General features: G+C 72.0%; 17 protein-coding genes and 1 pseudogene. 12 read left to right on the top strand and 6 right to left on the bottom strand.

Translation table 11 applies throughout. The annotated features are described in order from the left end of the window. Positions 1 to 3 precede the first annotated feature (3 nt). From BM290_RS20525 to BM290_RS20485, 9 genes and pseudogenes are all read left to right on the top strand, one after another. Positions 4 to 852 carry an ABC transporter permease gene (locus BM290_RS20525; protein ID WP_093616408.1) on the top strand — a complete coding sequence of 283 codons (849 nt, stop codon included), beginning with the start codon at positions 4 to 6 and terminating at the stop codon, positions 850 to 852. Between the two features lie 114 nt (positions 853 to 966). After that, positions 967 to 2496, top strand: coding sequence for a nickel ABC transporter ATP-binding protein NikE (gene nikE, locus BM290_RS20520; protein WP_093616406.1), 1530 nt, complete (start codon positions 967 to 969; stop codon positions 2494 to 2496). Then, positions 2493 to 3458 (top strand): LLM class flavin-dependent oxidoreductase, encoded by a 966-nt coding sequence (locus BM290_RS20515; RefSeq protein ID WP_093616404.1) that lies wholly within the window; start codon positions 2493 to 2495, stop codon positions 3456 to 3458. Before nikE ends, BM290_RS20515 begins: the two co-directional genes overlap by 4 nt. Next, on the top strand, positions 3451 to 4719 hold the full coding sequence (locus tag BM290_RS20510; protein WP_093616402.1) for an LLM class flavin-dependent oxidoreductase: 1269 nt from the start codon (positions 3451 to 3453) through the stop codon (positions 4717 to 4719). The genes BM290_RS20515 and BM290_RS20510 overlap by 8 nt, the downstream gene beginning before the upstream one ends. Further along, positions 4716 to 5729: an LLM class flavin-dependent oxidoreductase gene (locus BM290_RS20505; protein ID WP_093616400.1), complete on the top strand. Its 1014-nt coding sequence runs from the start codon at positions 4716 to 4718 to the stop codon at positions 5727 to 5729. The genes BM290_RS20510 and BM290_RS20505 overlap by 4 nt, the downstream gene beginning before the upstream one ends. A gap of 2 nt (positions 5730 to 5731) precedes the next feature. Then, positions 5732 to 6859 carry an LLM class flavin-dependent oxidoreductase gene (locus tag BM290_RS20500; RefSeq protein ID WP_093616398.1) on the top strand — a complete coding sequence of 376 codons (1128 nt, stop codon included), beginning with the start codon at positions 5732 to 5734 and terminating at the stop codon, positions 6857 to 6859. A gap of 78 nt (positions 6860 to 6937) precedes the next feature. Then, positions 6938 to 8131 carry an MFS transporter gene (locus BM290_RS20495; RefSeq protein ID WP_143133852.1) on the top strand — a complete coding sequence of 398 codons (1194 nt, stop codon included), beginning with the start codon at positions 6938 to 6940 and terminating at the stop codon, positions 8129 to 8131. A gap of 8 nt (positions 8132 to 8139) precedes the next feature. Then, positions 8140 to 9117: an SMP-30/gluconolactonase/LRE family protein gene (locus tag BM290_RS20490; RefSeq protein WP_093616394.1), complete on the top strand. Its 978-nt coding sequence runs from the start codon at positions 8140 to 8142 to the stop codon at positions 9115 to 9117. Positions 9118 to 9419: 302 nt separating this feature from the next. Then, positions 9420 to 10238, top strand: a pseudogene (locus tag BM290_RS20485) (LysR family transcriptional regulator); the annotation flags it as partial. A gap of 33 nt (positions 10239 to 10271) precedes the next feature. Here the strand turns inward: BM290_RS20485 and BM290_RS20480 are convergent. From BM290_RS20480 to BM290_RS20465, 4 genes are all read right to left on the bottom strand, one after another. After that, a complete protein-coding gene (locus tag BM290_RS20480; RefSeq protein WP_093616392.1) occupies positions 10272 to 10997 on the bottom strand; it encodes a GNAT family N-acetyltransferase in 726 nt (241 codons plus the stop codon). Then, a complete protein-coding gene (locus tag BM290_RS20475; protein ID WP_244903939.1) occupies positions 10994 to 11935 on the bottom strand; it encodes an ABC transporter substrate-binding protein in 942 nt (313 codons plus the stop codon). The genes BM290_RS20480 and BM290_RS20475 overlap by 4 nt, the downstream gene beginning before the upstream one ends. A gap of 66 nt (positions 11936 to 12001) precedes the next feature. Then, complete coding sequence (locus BM290_RS20470) at positions 12002 to 12757, bottom strand: amino acid ABC transporter ATP-binding protein (protein WP_093616388.1); 756 nt, start codon at positions 12755 to 12757, stop codon at positions 12002 to 12004. Continuing rightward, complete coding sequence (locus BM290_RS20465; protein ID WP_093616386.1) at positions 12754 to 13662, bottom strand: amino acid ABC transporter permease; 909 nt, start codon at positions 13660 to 13662, stop codon at positions 12754 to 12756. The genes BM290_RS20470 and BM290_RS20465 overlap by 4 nt, the downstream gene beginning before the upstream one ends. Before the next feature lie 155 nt (positions 13663 to 13817). On the opposite strand from BM290_RS20465, the gene BM290_RS20460 reads away from it, so the two are divergent. Genes BM290_RS20460 through BM290_RS20450 form a run of 3 tightly spaced genes read left to right on the top strand, consistent with a single transcriptional unit; the run spans position 13818 to position 16463 of the window. Further along, positions 13818 to 14669: an ABC transporter permease gene (locus tag BM290_RS20460; RefSeq protein ID WP_203779428.1), complete on the top strand. Its 852-nt coding sequence runs from the start codon at positions 13818 to 13820 to the stop codon at positions 14667 to 14669. Positions 14670 to 14686: 17 nt separating this feature from the next. Continuing rightward, complete coding sequence (locus BM290_RS20455; RefSeq protein WP_093616382.1) at positions 14687 to 15718, top strand: taurine ABC transporter substrate-binding protein; 1032 nt, start codon at positions 14687 to 14689, stop codon at positions 15716 to 15718. Next, complete coding sequence (locus BM290_RS20450) at positions 15705 to 16463, top strand: ABC transporter ATP-binding protein (RefSeq protein WP_093616380.1); 759 nt, start codon at positions 15705 to 15707, stop codon at positions 16461 to 16463. The genes BM290_RS20455 and BM290_RS20450 overlap by 14 nt, the downstream gene beginning before the upstream one ends. Before the next feature lie 54 nt (positions 16464 to 16517). On the opposite strand, the gene BM290_RS20445 is transcribed toward BM290_RS20450, so the two are convergent. Continuing rightward, complete coding sequence (locus BM290_RS20445; protein ID WP_093616378.1) at positions 16518 to 17519, bottom strand: hypothetical protein; 1002 nt, start codon at positions 17517 to 17519, stop codon at positions 16518 to 16520. Between the two features lie 135 nt (positions 17520 to 17654). Then, positions 17655 to 18461: an SAM-dependent methyltransferase gene (locus BM290_RS20440; RefSeq protein ID WP_093616376.1), complete on the bottom strand. Its 807-nt coding sequence runs from the start codon at positions 18459 to 18461 to the stop codon at positions 17655 to 17657. Between the last annotated feature and the right edge of the window lie 81 nt (positions 18462 to 18542).

Here is an 18542-nt window from a genome sequence, read left to right as displayed (position 1 = left end):
CGCGTGACCCTCGCTCTGCCCAGGCCGGTGGCACGCCGGCTTTCCCTGCGACGGCCCCGGCCGGGCCTCGCCGCCGCCGGGCTCGTCCTCCTCCTGGCGCTGGCCGCGGTGATCTGGCCGGCGCTGTTCGCCGGCGACCCGCTGGCCGCCGATCCGCTGCGGGTGCTGGAGGCGCCGTCGGCGCAGCACTGGTTCGGCACCGACCAGCTGGGCCGTGACGTCTTCGACCGGGTGGTGCACGGCGCCCGGCACTCGCTGAGCATCGGCGTGGCGGCCACCGTGATCGCGGTCGGCGCGGGCATCCTGCTCGGGCTGATCGCCGGGCTCGCGCACCGGGTCGCCGACGAGGCCCTGAGCCGGGGTTTCGACGCGCTCGCCGCGTTTCCGCTGGTGCTGCTGGCGTTGCTGTTCATCGCGATCGCGGGCACCGGCACGACCAGCCTGGTCGTGGCGATCGGCATCGCCACCACACCGCACTACGCCCGGGTGGTGCGGGCACAGACCCTGGTGGTGCGGCAGGCGGCGTACGTCACGCACGCCGTCGCGTTCGGAGGGTCGCGGGTCCGGCTGGTGCTGCGGCACGTGCTGCCCAACGTGCTCGGCCCGATCCCGGTCCTGGCGATGATCGGGCTCGGCGAGGCGGTGCTGATCGCGGCCGGCCTGAGTTTCCTCGGCCTCGGGCCGCAGCCGCCGTCGCCGGAGTGGGGCGCGATGCTCTCCGAGGGCCGCGGCTACCTGCACATCGCCTGGTGGGCGTCGGTGCTGCCGGGCGCGGCCGTCACCGCCACCGTCATCTCTCTCACCGTGATCGGTCGGCATCTGCAGAACCGGTTCGAGGGGCGGCCGGCGTGATCGAGTGCACCGCAGCGAAGCAAGGGCCGCGAGAGCACGCCAAAGGTGGCACAGCGTGATCGAGTGCACCGCAGCGAAGCAAGGGCCGCGAGAGCACGCCATAGGAGGCACAGCGTGATCCACGTCGAGAACCTGCGGGTCGCCTTCACCGGTAGACGGCAGGTCGAGGCGGTACGCGGGGTCGACCTCACGATCAGCGAGGGCGAGTGTGTCGCGCTGGTCGGCGAGAGCGGCTCCGGCAAGAGCGTGACCGCCCGCAGCCTGGTCGGACTGGCCGGTCCGAACGCCCGCGTCGAGGCGGACACGTTCACCGTCGACGGCCGGGACGCGCGCGCCTTCGCCGCCCGTGACTGGCGCCGGCTGCGGGGCCGGTTCGCCGGGCTGATCCTGCAGGACGCCCTGGTGTCGCTCGACCCGCTGCGCACCGTCGGCGCGGAGATCGGCGAGGTGCTGCAGACCCACGGCATCGGCGACCGCCGGGACCGGCCGCAGCGGATCCGGCAGCTGCTCACCGACGTGCACGTGCCCGAACCGGAGCGGCGGGCCCGGCAGTATCCGCATCAGCTGTCCGGTGGCCTGCGGCAGCGGGCGCTGATCGCCTCGGCCATCGCCGGCGGGCCGCGGCTGCTGATCGCCGACGAGCCGACCACCGCCCTGGACGCGACGGTGCAGGCGCAGATTCTCCGGCTGCTCGCCGAGCGCCGTGCGTCGGGGGAGACACTGCTGCTGATCAGCCACGATCTGGCGGTCGTGTCGACACTGGCCGACCGGGTGCTGGTGATGAAGGACGGCCGGGTCGTCGAGGGCGGCGACACCCGCACCGTGCTGGTGAGCGCCGGTCACCCGTACACCAGGAAATTGATCTCGGCGGCGACCGGGAGGCGGCGCGGGACCACCACCGAGCCGGGCGACGTCGTCGCCGAGGCCACCGCGCTGCGCAAGGTGTACGGCGACCGCACCGTCGTGAAGGACTTCGGCGTGACGATCCGCCGCGGCGAGATCGTCGGGCTGGTCGGCGAGTCGGGGTCCGGCAAGACCACCGTGGCGCAGCTGCTGTTCGGGCTGGCCGAGCCGACGTCGGGGCATGTGCGGTTCGAGGGCGCCGACTTCAGCGGGGTGCCCGAGCGTGCCCGCCGCCCGATCCGGCGACGGCTGCAGCTGATCGCCCAGGATCCGCTGTCGGCGTTCGACCCGCGCTGGACGGTGCGGCGCATCGTCGGCGAGGCCCTGCCGCGCGGTGCGGACCCGGAGCCTTGCCTGGAGCGGGTGGGGCTCGGCGCGGACGTCCTCGACCGGTATCCGCGGCAGCTGTCCGGCGGGCAGCGGCAGCGGGTCGCGGTGGCCCGCGCCATCGCCCCGCGACCGAGTCTGATCATCTGCGACGAGCCGGTGTCGGCCCTCGACGTGTCGGTGCAGGCGCAGGTGCTGGACCTGCTCGCCGATATCCGCGAGGCCGACGGGACGGCGTTGCTGTTCATCTCCCACGACCTCGGCGTGATCCGTGACATCGCCGATCGCGTCCTGGTCATGCACGACGGCCGGGTGGTCGAACAGGGCCCGGTCAAGGCCGTCTTCGACCATGCCGGCCACGAGTACACCCGGGCGCTGCTCGACGCGGTGCCCACTTTGGAGGTTTCCCGATGACAGTGCAGCTCGCGGTCGCGCTGAACGGTGACTCGTTCGACGCCGGCCACTGGATCAGGCAGGTCCGGCTGGCCGACGAGGCCGGGCTCGACTTCGTGACGTTCGAGGACCGGTTCGGGCGGCACGGGCCGGACGCGGTGCAGGTCGCCGCCCGGGTCGCGCCGCTGACCCGGCACGTCGGCCTGGTCCCGGTCGCCACCACCACCCACACCGAGCCGTTCCACCTGTCCACCGCCCTGGCCACCCTCGACTGGGTGAGCCGGGGCCGGGCCGGCTGGCAGGTGCGGATCTCCACGGATCCGGCCGAGGCGGCGCTGCTCGGCCGCCGGAGGCCGCTGCCGGTCGAGGACCTGCTGGCCGAGGCGGGCGACGCGATCGAGGTGGTGCGGCGGCTCTGGGACAGCTGGGAGGACGACGCGATCATCAAGGACGTCGCCACCGGCCGCTACATCGACCGGGACCGGCTGCACTACATCGACTTCGCCGGCGCGCACTTCTCGGTCAAGGGCCCGTCGATCGTGCCGCGGCCGCCGCAGGGCCAGCCGGTGGTGGCCGCGCTCGCCCACGGCCCGCAGGTCTGGGACGCCCTGGACGCCGACGTCTTCTTCGTCACCCCGGCCGACGCCGACGACGCGGCCCGGATCGTGGGCCGGATCGTGCCGGAGAAGAAGATCTTCGCGGACCTCACCGTCGGTGGGCACGTCCCGGGTGACGCGGCCACCTTCAACGGCACGCCCGGCCAGCTCGCCGACCTGATCCAGAGCTGGTGGACGGTCTCCGGCGTGGACGGCTTCCGGCTGCGGGTCGGCGACGTCGCCGACATCACCGAGGGCCTCGTCCCGGAACTGCGCCGCCGTGGCCTGTTCCAGCCGTCGGCGCACACGACACTCCGGGAACGCCTCGGACTGCCGGTCGCCGTGAACCGCTACGCCGCCCGCCCGGAGGAGATTCCCGTTGCCTAAGCAGATCATCCTCGCCGCCCACTTCCCGGGCGTGAACAACACCACCGTCTGGAGCGACCCCCGCGCCGGCAGCCAGATCGACTTCGACTCCTTCGAATACCTGGCGCGCACCGCCGAGCGGGGGCTGTTCGACTTCTTCTTCCTGGCCGAGGGCCTGCGGCTGCGCGAGCAGCGGGGGCTCATCCACGACCTGGACGTGGTCGGACGGCCGGACACCATCACGGTGCTGACCGCCCTGGCCGCGGTCACCGAGCACCTCGGCCTGGCCGGAACCCTCAACGCCACCTACCACGAGCCGTACGAGCTGGCCCGCCAGCTGGCCACCCTCGACCACCTGTCCGGCGGGCGGGCCGCGTGGAACGTGGTCACCTCGCCGGGCGCGTTCTTCGGGGAGAACTTCCGGCGCGGCGGGTTCCTCGACCACGCGGACCGCTACGTCCGGGCCGGGGAGTTCATCGAGACCGCCCGGAAGCTGTGGGACAGCGACGGCGGCGACTTCGCGATCAGGAACAGCCAGTTCGACATCGAGGGCCGGTTCGGGGCGCCGCGCAGCCCGCAGGGCCACCCGATCATCCTGCAGGCCGGCGACTCCGACGGCGGCCGGGAGCTGGCCGCGAAGCACTCCGACGCGATCTTCTCCCGGCACCACCAGATCGACGACGCCCGGCGGTTCTACCGCGACGTCAAGGACCGGCTCGCGAAGTACGGCCGGACCGAGGACAGCCTGAAGATCATCCCGGGGGTGTCCTACGTGCTCGGCGACAGCGACGCCGACGCGCAGGAGAAGGCGCACCACATCCGGCGGCAGCAGGTCAGCCCGCAGACCGCGATCCTGCTGCTGGAACAGCTGTGGAACACCGACCTGTCCGGCTACGACGCGGAGGGGCCGCTGCCGGACATCGATCCGGTCCTCGACGAGGACGACACGATCATCAAGGGCCGCGCCGGGATGTACCCGGACCGGCTGAAGACGGCCGCCGAGTGGCGGGCCCGGGCCGAGGCCAAGAACCTGTCGATCCGGGAGCTGGTCATCGAGGTCACCGGGCGGCAGAACTTCATCGGCACCGCGGCCCGGGTCGCCGAGCAGCTCGACGAGTACGTGCAGACCGACGCGTGCGACGGCTTCATCCTCGTCTCGCACCTCACCCCGGCCGGGCTCGACGACTTCGTGGACCAGGTGGTCCCGTTGCTGCAGGAACGCGGCGTGTTCCGGACCGCCTATTCCGGCACGACGCTGCGCGAAAATCTGGGGCTGGCGTGAAATTCCTGCTGCTCAGCCTGATCACGTACCTCGACCGGTCCAAGAGCATCCAGCAGCGGCTGCGGGAGGTCGTCGACGCGGCGGTCCTCGGCGAGCAGCTCGGCTTCGACGGGTTCGCCGTGGGGGAGCGGCACGAGCGGCCGTTCCTGTCGTCGTCACCGCCGGTCGTGCTCAGCCACATCGCCGCTCTCACCAGCCGCATCGAGCTGTGGACCGGGGTGACCACGCTCAGCCTGCTCGACCCGGTCCGCGCCTTCGAGGACTACGCGACCCTGGACAACCTGTCCGGCGGGCGGCTGCAACTGATCATCGGCAAGGGCAACGGGGCGGCGCAGGCGCAGCTGTTCCACGTGACCGTCGACGACCAGTGGGACCGGCTGCGGGAGAGCTACGACCTGTTCCGACGGCTGTGGCGGGAGGAGAAGGTCACCTGGGAGGGAAAGTACCGGCCGTCGCTGACCGACGCCGAGACGTGGCCCCGCCCGCTGCAGAACCCGATCACCGTCTGGCACGGCTCGGCCACCAGCAAGGCGTCGGTCGAACTGGCCGCCTCCTACGGCGACCCACTGTTCTCCGCCAACGTCACCAACCCGATCGAGCCGTACGTCGAGCTGATCGACCACTACCGGGAACGGTGGGCGCACCACGGCCACGACCCGGCCGCGATCCGGATCGGGGCGGGCAGCGCCGGTTTCTACGCCGCCCGCACCTCGCAGGAGGCGATCGACGTGTACCGGCCGATCTTCGAGGCCCGGCAGGAGGCGTTCCGCAAGGTCGGGGTGCAGCCGGTCTTCCACAGCGTCGAGGACGCCGTGGAACGCAGCTCGATGCTGGTCGGCAGCCCGCAGCAGATCATCGACAAGGTTCACCGCTACCACGACCGGCTCGGCCACTCGGTCACCCACCTGAGCGCCGACACCGAAGGCCTCACCGAGAAACAGAACCGGGCCAGCCTGGAGCTGTTCGCCTCCGACATCGCCCCCGTGTTACGCCGACTGAAAGGGCGGTAGCCATGCCCGTACCCCTCTCCATCCTCGACCTCGCCCCGCTGGTCTCCGGCGGTGACGTGCGCGACGCCCTCCGGCGCACGCTCGATCTGGCCCGCCGGGCCGAGCAGTTCGGCTATCACCGCTACTGGGTGGCCGAGCACCACTTCACCCCCGGGGTGGCCAGCTCGCAGCCGGCGCTGCTGCTCGGCCAGATCGCCGCGGTCACCGACCACATCCGGCTCGGCTCCGGCGCCGTGCAGACCGGCTTCCAGACCGGGCTGTCCATCGTGGAGCAGTTCGGGCTGCTCGACGCGCTCTACCCGGGCCGATTCGACCTCGGACTGGGCCGGTCCGGGCCGGGCAAGAAGGAGGCCGCCCGGCTCGTCGCCGAGGAGAAGAAGCAGCAGGCGCCACCGCAGGAACGCGTCGTCGACGGGCTGCTCATCCCCAAGCCGTTCTCCTGGGCGCCGATCTTCGCCTCCAAGCGCACCGAGTTGGCCGGCAGCTTCCTGACCCAGCCGGGCGCCGAACCGCTCGGCCTCAACGACGTCCTCGACCAGATCCAGGCGCTGCTGGCCGGGCCGGTCGTCGACGACGAGGGCAACGAGGTGACCGCCACCCCGGGCGCGGGCGCGGATCTGCAGGTGTGGCTGCTCGGCAGCTCCGGCGGGGAGAGCGCCCGCACGGCCGGAGCGCGTGGTTTGCCGTTCGCCGCCAACTACCACGTCGCGCCGGCGAAGGTGCTGGAAGCCGTCGAGGCGTACCGGGAGTCGTTCGTGCCGTCGCCGGCGCTCGCCGAGCCGTACGTGATGGTGTCGGCCGACGTGCTGGTGGCCGAGGACGACGCGACCGCACGTCACTTGGCGAAGCCGTTCGCCGTGTGGGTCCGCAGCATCCGTACCGGCCTCGGCGCCGTCCCGTTCCCGAGCATCGAGGAGGCCGAGGCGTTCCCGTGGACCGACCAGGACCGGGCGATCGTCGCCGACCGGGTCGACACCCAGTTCGCCGGATCGCCGCAGACCGTGGCAGAACGGCTGCAAACTCTGCAACGCGTCACCGGCGCCGACGAACTGCTGGTCACCACCATCACGCACGACCACGCCGACCGGGTCCGCTCCTTCGAGTTGCTCGCCAAGGAGTGGTCCGCCTGACCGATCGCCTATGATCGGCTGGTGCCGGACATTGAAGATCATGAGGTTGTGAGCCGGCCGGGGGCGATCAGCCGTCCGATGCGGAATCTCCTCGCGGGCTACTACACGTCGATTCTCGGCACCCAGATGACCCCGGTGGCGCTCGCGTTCGCGGTCCTGGCCAGCGGACACGGCGTCGCCGGGCTGGGCCTGGTGCTGGGCGCCGGCCGGCTGCCGATCGTCGGCTTCATCCTGATCGGCGGCGTGCTGGCCGACCGGGTGTCGCGGCGGACCCTGCTGCTGATCACCGACGTGGCCCGCGCGGTCAGCCAGGCCACCCTCGCGATCTGGATCTTCACCGGGCACGTGCCGCTGACCGCCCTGATGGTCTTCGCCTCGATCGACGGGCTGGGCAGCGCCTTCTTCCGGCCCGCACTCGGCGGCATCATCCCGTCGCTCAACGAGCCGGCCACCCTGCAGCGGGCCAACGCGCTGATCGGGTTCGGCCGCTCGCTGGGCAGCCTGCTCGGCCCGGCCACCGGCGGCCTGCTGGTGGCCGCCTTCAGCCCCGGCGCGGTGTTCGCCGTCGACGCCGGCTCCTACCTGGTCAGCGCCCTGTTCCTGCTCGGCGTCCCGCGCGACGCCGCCGCACCGCGGACCGGAGCGACGGGCGTGGTCGCCGACCTGCGGGAGGGCTGGGCCGAGTTCAGCTCCCGGCGATGGCTGTGGGCGCTGGTCGCCCAGTCCGGGGTGTTCCACCTGATCGTGCTCCCCGCCTACATGGTGCTCGGCCCGCAACTGTCCGCCGACGGGCTCGGCGGCGCCCGCGGCTGGGGGTTCATCCTCGGCGGCTTCGGGGCGGGCGCCCTGCTCTCCGGGCTGCTGATGACCCGCCTCACCCCGCGGTACCCGCTGCGCACCGGCATCCTGGCCAACGTCGGGTTCGTGCCGGCGCTGCTGACCCTCGCCCTCGGCGCCCCGCTGCCGGCCGTCATCCTGGGCGCGTTCGCCGCCGGCGCCGGCATGGGCACCTTCGTCACCCTGTGGGAGACCAGCCTGCAGGCCAACGTGCCCCGTGAGGTGCTGTCCCGGGTCGTCGCCTACGACTGGTTCGGCTCCCTGGTGACGCTGCCGCTCGGTTTCGTGCTGGTCGGGTTCGCCGCCCCGATCCTCGGTCCGGTCCCGCTGCTGATCATCGGCGCCGTCGTGGTCGCCACGGGCAACGCCGCCGCGCTCGCCCTGCCCGACGTGCGCCGCCTGACCAACGGACCCGCCCCGGCGCACCAGGCATAGGAGACCCCATGGCACGCCGCTGGATCCGGCCGCGACGATGGTCGCCGCCCGCCCTGGACGACCGCGGCGCCACCGGCCCGCTGCGGGTACGGCGGCTCCTCCCCACCGGCGGCCACGGTCCCGAGGACGTCGTCGTCGACAGCGACGGGCAGGTGATCACCGGGCTCGCCGACGGCCGGATCGTACGGATCGACCCGCGCAGCGGGGACCGGACGGTGCTCGCCCACACCGGGGGACGGCCGCTCGGGCTGCATCCGCGCGCCGACGGCGGGGTGCTGGTCTGCGACCACGACCGGGGACTGCTCGCCGTCACCCCGGACGGGACCGTCGAGGTGCTGGTCGACACCGTCGGCGGCGAACCGCTCACCTTCGCCAGCAACGTCGTCGAGGGGTCCGGCGGGACCATCTGGTTCACCTCGTCGACCACCCGGTGGAGCCTCGACGACCACCTCGGCGACGTGTTCGAGCACTCCGGCACCGGGCGGCTGCTGCGCCGCGACCCGGACGGCGCCGTCACCGTGCTGCTGGACGGGCTGAAATTCGCCAACGGGCTGGCCCTGACCGCGGACGGGACGGCGCTGCTGGTCGCCGAGACGGCCGGCTACCGGATCCGCCGGTACGGCCTCGACGGCACCGACACGGTGTTCGCCGACAACCTTCCCGGCTTCCCCGACAACCTCCTGCTCGGCGGCGACGGGCTGCTCTGGGCCGGGATCGCCGCACCCCGCGACCCGCTGCTCGACCGGCTGCTGCCGCTGCCCGGGCTCCTGCGGCTGCTGGTGTGGAACCTGCCCGAGGCGGTCCGGCCCAAGGCCACGCCGATCGCGTGGGTGATGGCCTTCGACACCGACGGGCGGATCGTGCACGACCTGCGATCCGGCGACGGCGGGTACGGATTCGTGACCTCGGCGGCCGAGCGGGACGGGCTGCTGGTGGCGGGCAGCCTGACCCGGCCGGAGATAGCGGTGCTGGAGCCGCCCGGCTGAGCGGGGCTCCGGCGCGGCCCGGGACCGCAGCGGGTGACGCAGGCCGCCGCGGCGGACGCCCGGGACCGCAGCCGGGGACGGGCTGCCACGGACGTCCGGGGCGGAACCGCTACGGCAGTCCGGGCCGGTCCTGGTGACGGGCCGCTCGAGCCCGGCGGGCGCGGCACGGTCCGGGCGGCCCGCCCGCCGCGCGTGGTAGGCCCGGGGCGGCCACGATTCGGCGGAAACGGGCTGGCTCGTACAAAAGAGTGATTTATCGGTTTTGGAGAATTCTGCCGAAGAAAGACGATCATCATCGTCGGATGGAGATTCGGCAGCTCAGCTACGTCGAGGCGGTGGCCCGGTACGGCGGCTTCACCCGCGCGGCCGGTCGGCTGCACGTCGCCCAGTCGGCGGTGTCGGCGCAGGTCAGGGCACTGGAGATCGAGCTCGGGGTGACCCTGTTCGCGCGGACCACCCGCAAGGTCGCGCTGACGCCGGCCGGGGAGATGTTCGTGGCCCGGGCCCGCCGCATCCTGGCCGAGCTGGACGGGGCCCGCGGTGAGATGGCCGAGATCACCGCCGTGGTCAGCGGCCGGGTGACCGTCGGCGCGACCGCCAGCCTCGGACCCTACGATCTGCCGGCGGCGCTCGCGTCGTTCCGGGAGCGGCATCCGGGGATCGCGGTGCGGCTGCGCTCGGGGCGGATCACCGGGCTGCTCGGCGCCTGCGACGGCGGCGAGCTGGATCTGGTGGTCGGCCCGGTGCACGCCGATCTGCCGCCGCGCTTCGACGCGGTGCCGCTCGCCGACGAGCAGTTGCTGCTGGCGCTGCCGCCCGGCCATGCGATGGCCCGCGGGGGCCGGCTGACCCTGGGGGAGGTCCGCGACGAGCCGTTCGTGAGCATGCCGCCCGGCTCGGGTCTGCGCTGGATCCTGGAGGACGCGGCCCGGTCGGCGGGATTCCTGCCGCGCGTGCACTACGAGACGCACAGCCTCGACGGGGTGCGTGCGCTGATCGCCGCCGGGCTCGGGGTGGGCCTGCTGTCGCGCACGGTGGCCGAGTCGTCGCCCGGCCCGGCGATCGCGGTGCGCCAGCTGCATCCGCCGCCCGCGCACCCGCCGGTCGGGGTGATGCGGCAGCGGGACCGGATGCTCGGCCCCGCCGCCCAGTCGCTACGCCACCACCTGGTCGAGGCCGCCGGCCGGGACCCGGCGGTAGGCGGTGAAGTCGGTCCGGCGGCGCAGGACGAACCCGATCGACTCGTAGAGCCGGATGGCGTTGACGTTTCCGGCTGACGTGTGCAGGAACGGGGTCTCGCCGCGCTCCCGGATGCCCGCCGCCACCGCCCGGACCAGACGCGTGGCCAGGCCCTTCTTCCGGTGCGCCGGGTCGGTGCAGACCGCGCTGATCTCGGTCCAGCCCGCCGGGTGCAGACGCTCGCCGGCCATCGCGATCAGCCGGCCGTCCGCCGAGCGCAGCCCCAGGTAGACGCCGAGCTCGACGGTCCGGCGACGGAACGGGCCCGGCTGGGTACGGTCGATCAGGTCGAGGATCTCCGGCACGTCGGCGGCGCCCAGCCGGACCGCGTCCGGAGCCGGCGCCGCCCGCAGCGACACGTCGACCAGTTGCACACCGGCGACGCTGTGCTCGACCTGCCATCCCGGATGGGCGGCGGCGCCGGCCCCGGCGATCGTCACCACGACGCCGGGCTCGACCAGTTGTGCCAGGTCGGTCCAGGCCCGCGGGTCGGCCGGGTCGGCCAGGGCGTGGAACGGGGCCACCTCGTGGTCGTACCGTGCGGCCCGGCCGTGCGCCACCGCGAACTTCGCGTGCGCGCCGGCCAGCGAGCTCCAGGCCGGGTTGTCCAGGATCGCGGCCGGGGCGAGCGCGCGGGTCACTTGCCCTCGATCGGCAGGCCCGGCGGGTTGACCTCGGCCTTGGTGACACCCTCGTTGGTCAGGTTCCAGCGCTGCAGGATCTTGGCGTAGTCACCCGAGGCGATCAGCTTGTCCAGCGCCGCGGCGTACGCCTTGACCAGCCCGTTGTCCTTCTTGGTGGTGAGCGCGATCAGGCCCTGCAGGTCCTTGCCGGCGCCGGAGTAGGTGCCGACGATCTCGGTCTGGCCGGTGGTCGCCACGTGGTAGGCGGCCGACGGGCTCGGGCCGAGGTGGATGTCGATCTGGCCGGAGCCGAGCGCCAGGTAGACGGCCTGGTTGGTCTGGTAGTACTTGATCTCGACCTCGGGCAGGCCCGCCTTCTTCACCTCGTCGGCCCACTCCACCAGGATCTTCTCCTGGTTGGTGCCGGAGCTGACCGACACCCTCTTCCCGGCGATGTCGGCGGGCTTGGAAACGGAGAGGCCGGAGCCCTTCTTCGCCAGCCAGGCCAGGTTGTCCAGGCGGTAGGTGACGAAGTCGTACTTGAGCTTGCGCTCCTCGGTGACGGTGATGTTCGACGCGCCGAGCTGGTATTTCCCGCTGTCCAGGCCGATGAACAGGTTCTCCCAGGAGGTGTTCTCCAGGACCGGCTCCAGGCCCAGCGTGCTCGCGATGGCGACGGCGATGTCCGGCTCGTTGCCGATCAGCGTCCTGTTGTCGGTCGCGGCGAAGGCGAGCGGCGGGAAACCGGAACCGGCGGCGCCGACCCCGATGATCAGCTTGCCGGACGCCTTCACGTCGGCGGGCAGCAGCGCCGCGGCGGCGTCGTCCTTGGCCGGCCGGATCCGGTTCTGCTCGGGCGTGAGGTTCAGCGAGCCACCGGCGGCGGACGCCGCCGGACCGGCTGCTGCCGCCGCCTTCTCCTCCGGCGCGGCGCAGGCGCTCAGGCTCAACGTCACCGCAGCAAGAGCAACCATCCATTTTGTACGCACGACAACTCCAGTTTCCACGAAAGAGGCGGGTGGTCAGACCAGGACCTTGGACAGGAAGGCCCTGGTGCGTTCGTGACGCGGGTGGTCCAGTACCTGAGCCGGGGCGCCCTGCTCGACGATGCGGCCCTCGTCCATGAAGACGACCGTGTCGGCGGCTTCCCGGGCGAAGCCGATCTCGTGCGTCACCACGATCATCGTGGTGCCGCCGGCGGCCAGGTCCCGCAGCACGTCGAGGACCTCGCCGACCAGCTCCGGGTCGAGCGCCGAGGTCGGCTCGTCGAAGAGGATCAGCTTCGGCTCCAGCGCCAGGGCCCGGGCGATCGCCACGCGCTGCTGCTGGCCACCGGAGAGCTGACGGGGGTAGGCGTCGGCCCGATCGCCGAGTCCGACAGAGGTCAGCAGCTCGCGGGCGCGTTCGTACACCTGTGCCCGGGGTCTGCCCTGCGCCGAGATCGGCGCCTCGGCGATGTTCTCCACGGCGGTGAGGTGCGGGAACAGGTTGAAGTTCTGGAAGACGAAGCCGATGCCGGCGCGCTGCCTGAGGATCTGCCGCTCGCTCAGCTCGTGCAGCCGGTTTCCGGCCTGGCGGTAACCGATCAGCTCGCCGTCCACCCGGACCCGGCCGGAGTCGACCTTCTCCAGGTGGTTGATACAGCGCAGCAGGGTCGACTTGCCGGAGCCGGACGGGCCGAGGACGACGGTGACGGTGCCGGCCTTCGCGCTCAGCGACACGCCGCGCAGCACGTGCGCCTTGCCGAACGACTTGTGCACCCCGGTGATCTCGATCATCTGCCGATCGCCGCCTTGAGCTTCTGGAAGGGTGTCGGCGGCAGGGTGCGGACCGCGCCGCGGGCGAAGTGGCGTTCGGTGTAGTACTGCAGGATCGACAGCAGCGCGGTGAGGATCACGTACCAGACGGTCGCGACCATCAGCAGCGGCACCACCCGGCCGTTGCGGCCGTAGATCACCTGCACCTGGTAGAAGAGCTCGCCGATCGCCAGGATGTACACGATGGACGTGCTCTTGAGCAGGTTGACCAGCAGGTTCGCCGCGTTCGGGAGGATCGCCCGCATCGCCTGCGGCAGCACGATCCGCCTGAACTGCCGCCACTTCGGGATGCCCAGCGCCGACGCGGCCTCGTGCTGGCCCTGGTCCACCGAGAGCAGGCCGGCGCGGATGATCTCGCCGGCGAAGGCCGCCTCGTGCAGGGCCAGGCCGAGCAGCGCGGCGCCGAACGTGCTGATCAGGCTCACCGTCGGGAAGGACACGCCCGGCCCGAACGGGATGCCGATCTGCAGGCTGTCGTAGAGGTAGCCGAGGTTCGCCCAGAACAGCAGCTGCACCAGCAGCGGCACACTGCGGAACACCCAGATGTACGCCCAGCTGACCGTGGACAGCACCGGGTCGGGGGACAGGCGCATGGCGGCGAGCGGGATGCCGCCGAGGAATCCGAGGACGGCGCCGCCGAGGGTCAGCAGCAGGGTCAGGCCCAGCGCCTCGACGACCGACTCCTCCAGGAAGTAGCCGAAGAACGTCTCCCAGTCCCAGCCGGGATTGGTGACGAGCCCGTGCACGAACTGCGCGAGCAGGACGAGGACCAGAGCGGTCCCGGCCCATCGCCAAGGGTGGCGGGCCGGGACGACGACGAGGTCGTCGACGTTTTCCTCCCGCCGTTGCGGGGTCAGGACGGTCATGGCCGAAACGCTAGGCAGCCCGTCGCATGACCCACAATGCCTATCAGTGCTATATGTTTAAACACATCATTGCCTCTGTTGCGGGTATTGCCTGTAACCCCATAGATGCGATAGGAATAGCGGGCATTCGTCGGGCACCCCTGCCAGGAGATTCCGTGACCACCACTCTCGCCCCCGCGCCGCCGGCCGCACCGCCGTCGCCCAAGGCGGCGCTCGCGCCCGAAGGCGGCCTGCGCCGCCGCCTCGTGTTGCGCCTCGTCGCGCTGGTCGCGCTCTACCTGCTGTGGGAGCTGACGGCCCGGGTCATGCACAACCCGACCTTCATCCCCTCACCCGCCGCGGTCTGGGATCAGCTGATCACCACCTCGACCACCCACGACGGGGTACGCGGTTACAGCGGCCACCTGCTCATCGAGCACCTGGGCGTCAGCCTGCGGCGCATCGTCATCGGCTCGGCCATCGGCGTCGCCGGCGGTCTGCTCATCGGCGTGCTCCTCGGCACCGTCAGCTGGCTGCGCGTGGTCGCCGAGCCGGTCATCACGTTCGTCCGGGCGCTGCCGCCGCTGGCGTACTTCAGCCTGTTCATCATCTGGTTCGGCATCGACGAGACCCCGAAGCTGTGGCTGCTCTCGATCGCCGCGCTGCCGCCCGTCGCGGTCGCCACCGCCGCCGCCGTCCACAATGCGCCGACCGGCCTGGTCGAGGCGGCCCGGGCGCTCGGCGCGAGCCGCCGGCAGAGCATCCGCGACGTGGTGCTGCCCAACGCGCTGCCGGAGATCTTCACCGGCGTCCGGCTGGCCGTCGGTGTCGCGTACTCGTCGGTCGTGGCCGCCGAGACGATCAACGGCGTGCCCGGCATCGGCGGCATGATCCGCGACGCCCAGCGCTACTCCCAGACCGACGTGGTCGTCCTCGGCCTCTTCGCCATCGGCCTCTCCGGACTGCTCATCGACGCTCTGTTGCTCACCGCCGAGAACAGGCTGATCCCCTGGCGCGGACGCGCCTGATCCTGAAGGAAACCCCTGTGAAGAAGTTCCTTGCCGTCGTTGTCTCCGTCGCCCTCGCCGGGGCCCTCGCCGCGTGCGGGAACGGCGCCGCCAGTGGTGGCGCCGATCCCGCGGAGAAGTCGATCCGGATCGCCTACCAGGCCTTCCCGTCCGGCGATCTGATCGTCAAGAACCAGGGCCTGCTCGAGAAGGCGCTGCCCGACTACAAGATCACCTGGACCAAGTTCGACTCCGGCGCCAGCATCAACACCGCGTTCGTCGCCGGCAGCCTCGACATCGCCGCGATCGGCTCCAGCCCGGTGGCCCGTGGGCTGTCCGCCCCGCTGAACATCCCGTACCAGGTCGCCTTCGTCCTCGACGTGGCCGGCGACAACGAGGCGCTGGTCGCACGCAACGCCTCCGGCGTCGCCGACGTGGCGTCGCTGCGCGGCAAGAAGGTGGCCACCCCGTTCGCGTCCACCGCCCACTACAGCCTCCTGGCCGCGCTGGACAAGGCCGGCCTCAAGGAGTCCGACCTGACCATCGTGGACCTGGAGCCGCAGGACATCCTGGCCGCCTGGACCCGCGGTGACATCGACGCCGCCTACAGCTGGCTGCCGTCGCTCGACGAGCTGAAGAAGACCGGCAAGGTCCTGGTCACCAGCCGCGAGCTGGCCGCCGGCGGCAAGCCCACCCTCGACCTGGGTGTCGTGTCCACCGCGTTCGCCACCGCCCACCCGGAGGCCGTCGACGCGTGGCGCAAGGTCGAGGCGCAGGCCCTGACCGTCATCGCCACCGACCCGGACGCCGCGGGCAAGGCCGTCGGCGCCGAGCTCAACCTCTCCGCCGACGAGGCCAAGGCGCAGCTGTCGCAGGGCGTGTTCCTCAAGCCGGCCGACCTGTCGTCGCCGGAATGGCTCGGCACCGACGGCGCGCCCGGCAAACTCGCCGACAACCTGGTCAGCGCCGCCGAGTTCCTCAAGTCCCAGCAGAAGATCGACGCCGTGCCGGCGCTGGCCGACGTCCAGAAGGCCATCTACGTCAAGGGGCTGCCCGGTGTCCTCGGCTGACGCCATCACTGTCGACGCGGTCACCCACTCCTACGGTGACGTGACCGCCGTCGGCCCGATCGACCTGACCGTGCCACAGGGCGAGTTTCTCGTCCTGGTCGGCGCCTCCGGCTGCGGCAAGAGCACGCTGCTGCGGCTGATCGCCGGCTTCGAGCAGCCCACCAGCGGAACCGTGCGCACCGCCGGGACGGCCCCGGTGCCCGGACGCGGGGCAGGGCTGGTCTTCCAGCAGCCGCGGCTGTTCCCCTGGAAGACCGTCGGCGGCAACATCGCCCTGGCCCTCAAGTACGCCGGACAGCCGGTCACCGCGGAACGCGTCGACGACCTGCTCGCCCGGGTCGGCCTGCACGACGTGGCCCACCGCCGGGTCTGGCAGATCTCCGGCGGCCAGCAGCAGCGCGTCGCCATCGCCCGCGCCCTGGCCGTGGACAATCCCCTGCTGCTGCTCGACGAGCCGTTCGCCGCCCTGGACGCGCTCACCCGGGAGAAACTGCAGGACGACCTGCGTCAGGTCAGCGCCTCCACCGGCCGGACCAGCGTCTTCGTCACGCACAGCGTCGACGAGGCGGTGTTCCTCGGCAGCCGCGTCGTGGTGCTCACCCCCCGGCCCGGCACGATCGCGCTCGACCTGCCGATCGACCTGCCACGGACCGGCATCGCCGCCGACGAGTTGCGGGGCCTGCCCGAGTTCGCCGCGCTGCGCGCCGAGGTCGGGCACGCCATCCGCGACCGCGTCACCGTCTGACGGCGCCGCCGCACCGGAAGCCGGCCGCACCGTCCGCGGCCGGCTCTCCCACGATCACACCTTCTTGACGACGACCTTCTTGCCGGACGCCTTCACCGTGTAGGCGACCGTCTTCTTCGTCCACGGGTTGGTCGCCGAGACCCGTACCCCCGCGGTGATGTTCTTGACCTTGACCACGTCGACGTTGACCGAGTCGTTGACCCGGTCCGCGTCCCGCCGGACCAGCTTGCGCAGCGTCGCCACCTTCACCTTGCCGCCCTTGGCCGCCTTGCGGGTGTCGGCCGCGCCGGTCACCGCGCTGTCCCGCACCAGCCCGGACATCTCGACGTAGGCGACGGCCTTGGCCAGGGTTCCCGCCTGCACCGTCTCGTCGGCCGTCGGCAGCGTCACGGTCTGCGGACCGTAGCCGTAGCCGACCGAGACCGAGAGGTTCGCGTCCTCCTCGTCCAGGGTGGACTCCGCGGCCGTCAGCACCGACGAGGCGTCGACGTGCAACGTCACCGCGCCCATCACCGGGTCGGCGAAGGTCAGATCGGCCGAGCCGTCGTCGTGCAGCGTCCGCTTGCCCGCTCCGACCGACGTCACCACCACGTCCATCGGAGCCGGACCGTCGTTCTTCAGGGTCAGCGTCGGCGCCGCGGTGAACGCGAACGTCGCTGCCGGCCGGCCCATCATCGTCAGCGCCGCCTCGGTGCGGCTGTCCTCCGGCAGCGACGAGTAGACGCCGCTGCCCTCGTCGAGGAAGACGCTCGCCACCGGTGTGTCCTCCAGCGCGGACGACACACCCATCAGGCCGTGCTGCGGGTCCGCCACGATCGACTGGCGGCCGGTCGCGGTGCGGCCGCCGAGGGCGACGGTGAGATCGAGGTCGGATTTCCAGCCCTGCTCGGCGGCCGTGCCGGTCGCCGCGGCCACCGCCGCCACCGCCGTCCTCATCTCGGACGCGGACAGGTCGGTGGTGGTGTCGGCGGCATATGCGGCGGCCGGGGCGACCAGGAGGCCGGCGGCGACCGCGGCGGAGGCGAGCAGGATCGCGGGACGGGACAGCACGGACATGCGGTGACCTCGGAAGGTAGCGGGGGAGGGGCGCCGCTAGGATCGGCCGCCCACCCCGCCGGATGAGATCTTCCGCGCAGCCGCTGTCTCACCGCTCGGGGCCGCGGCCCCGGACGGCTTGCCGGCCACCGCGCCTCAGGGCTTGCGGGCCACCGCCCCGAACTCGTCGACCTCGCGCAGGTCCTCGCCGGCGGCGTCGGGGGCCGGGCGCCACTTCGAGCACGGGACCAGGCCCGGCTCCAGCACCTCGAGGCCCTCCAGGAAACGGGAGATCTGGTCGGGGTGACGCAGGTGGTAGCTGAGCGGCGCATTCGCGTTCCACACCGCGATCGCCTCCTCGAACGCCGGGCCGTCGATCACGTTGGTGCCGTCGGCGGTGAGGAAGTAACTGCCCGACGGCAGCCGGTCGAGCAGGCTCCGGACGATCGCGACGGCCTGATCGATGTCGGGCACGTGCCCCAGGATGTTCATCAGGATCAGGCCCACCGGCTGGGTCAGGTCGAGCGTCGCGCTCGCCGCCTCCAGGATCCGCTCCGGGTCGTGCAGGTCGGCGTCGACGTAGTCGGTCCGGCCCTCGGGGGTGCTGGTCAGCAGGGCCCGCGCGTGCACCAGCACCAGCGGGTCGTTGTCCACATACACGATCCGGGTGTCGGGGGACGCGGCCTGCGCCACCTGATGCGTGTTCTCCGCGGTCGGCATACCGGTGCCGATGTCCAGGAACTGCCGGATGCCGGCCTCCGTCACCAGGAAGGTGACAGCCCGCTTGAGGAACGCCCGCGAGTGCCGCGCCACCACGGTGATGTCCGGGTAGAGATCGGCGAAGTCGTCGCCGACCGCCCGGTCGACCGGGAAGTTGTCCTTGCCGCCGAGCCAGTAGTTCCACACCCGCGCCGAGTGCGGAACGCTGGTGTCCAGCTTGGTGGTGGCGTCACTGTCGGTCATGGCTGCTGCTCCCCGTCGGCGGGCTTCGCGGTTGGCGCCGAGCATACGCCGACCGCCCGGCGGGTCCACACCGGACGGTCG

The organism is Actinoplanes philippinensis (assembly GCF_900113015.1).
GTDB classification, from domain to species: Bacteria; Actinomycetota; Actinomycetes; order Mycobacteriales; family Micromonosporaceae; genus Actinoplanes; species Actinoplanes philippinensis.
Note: the sequence above shows the minus strand (reverse complement) of the source record. Positions and strands in the feature narration are given on the sequence as shown.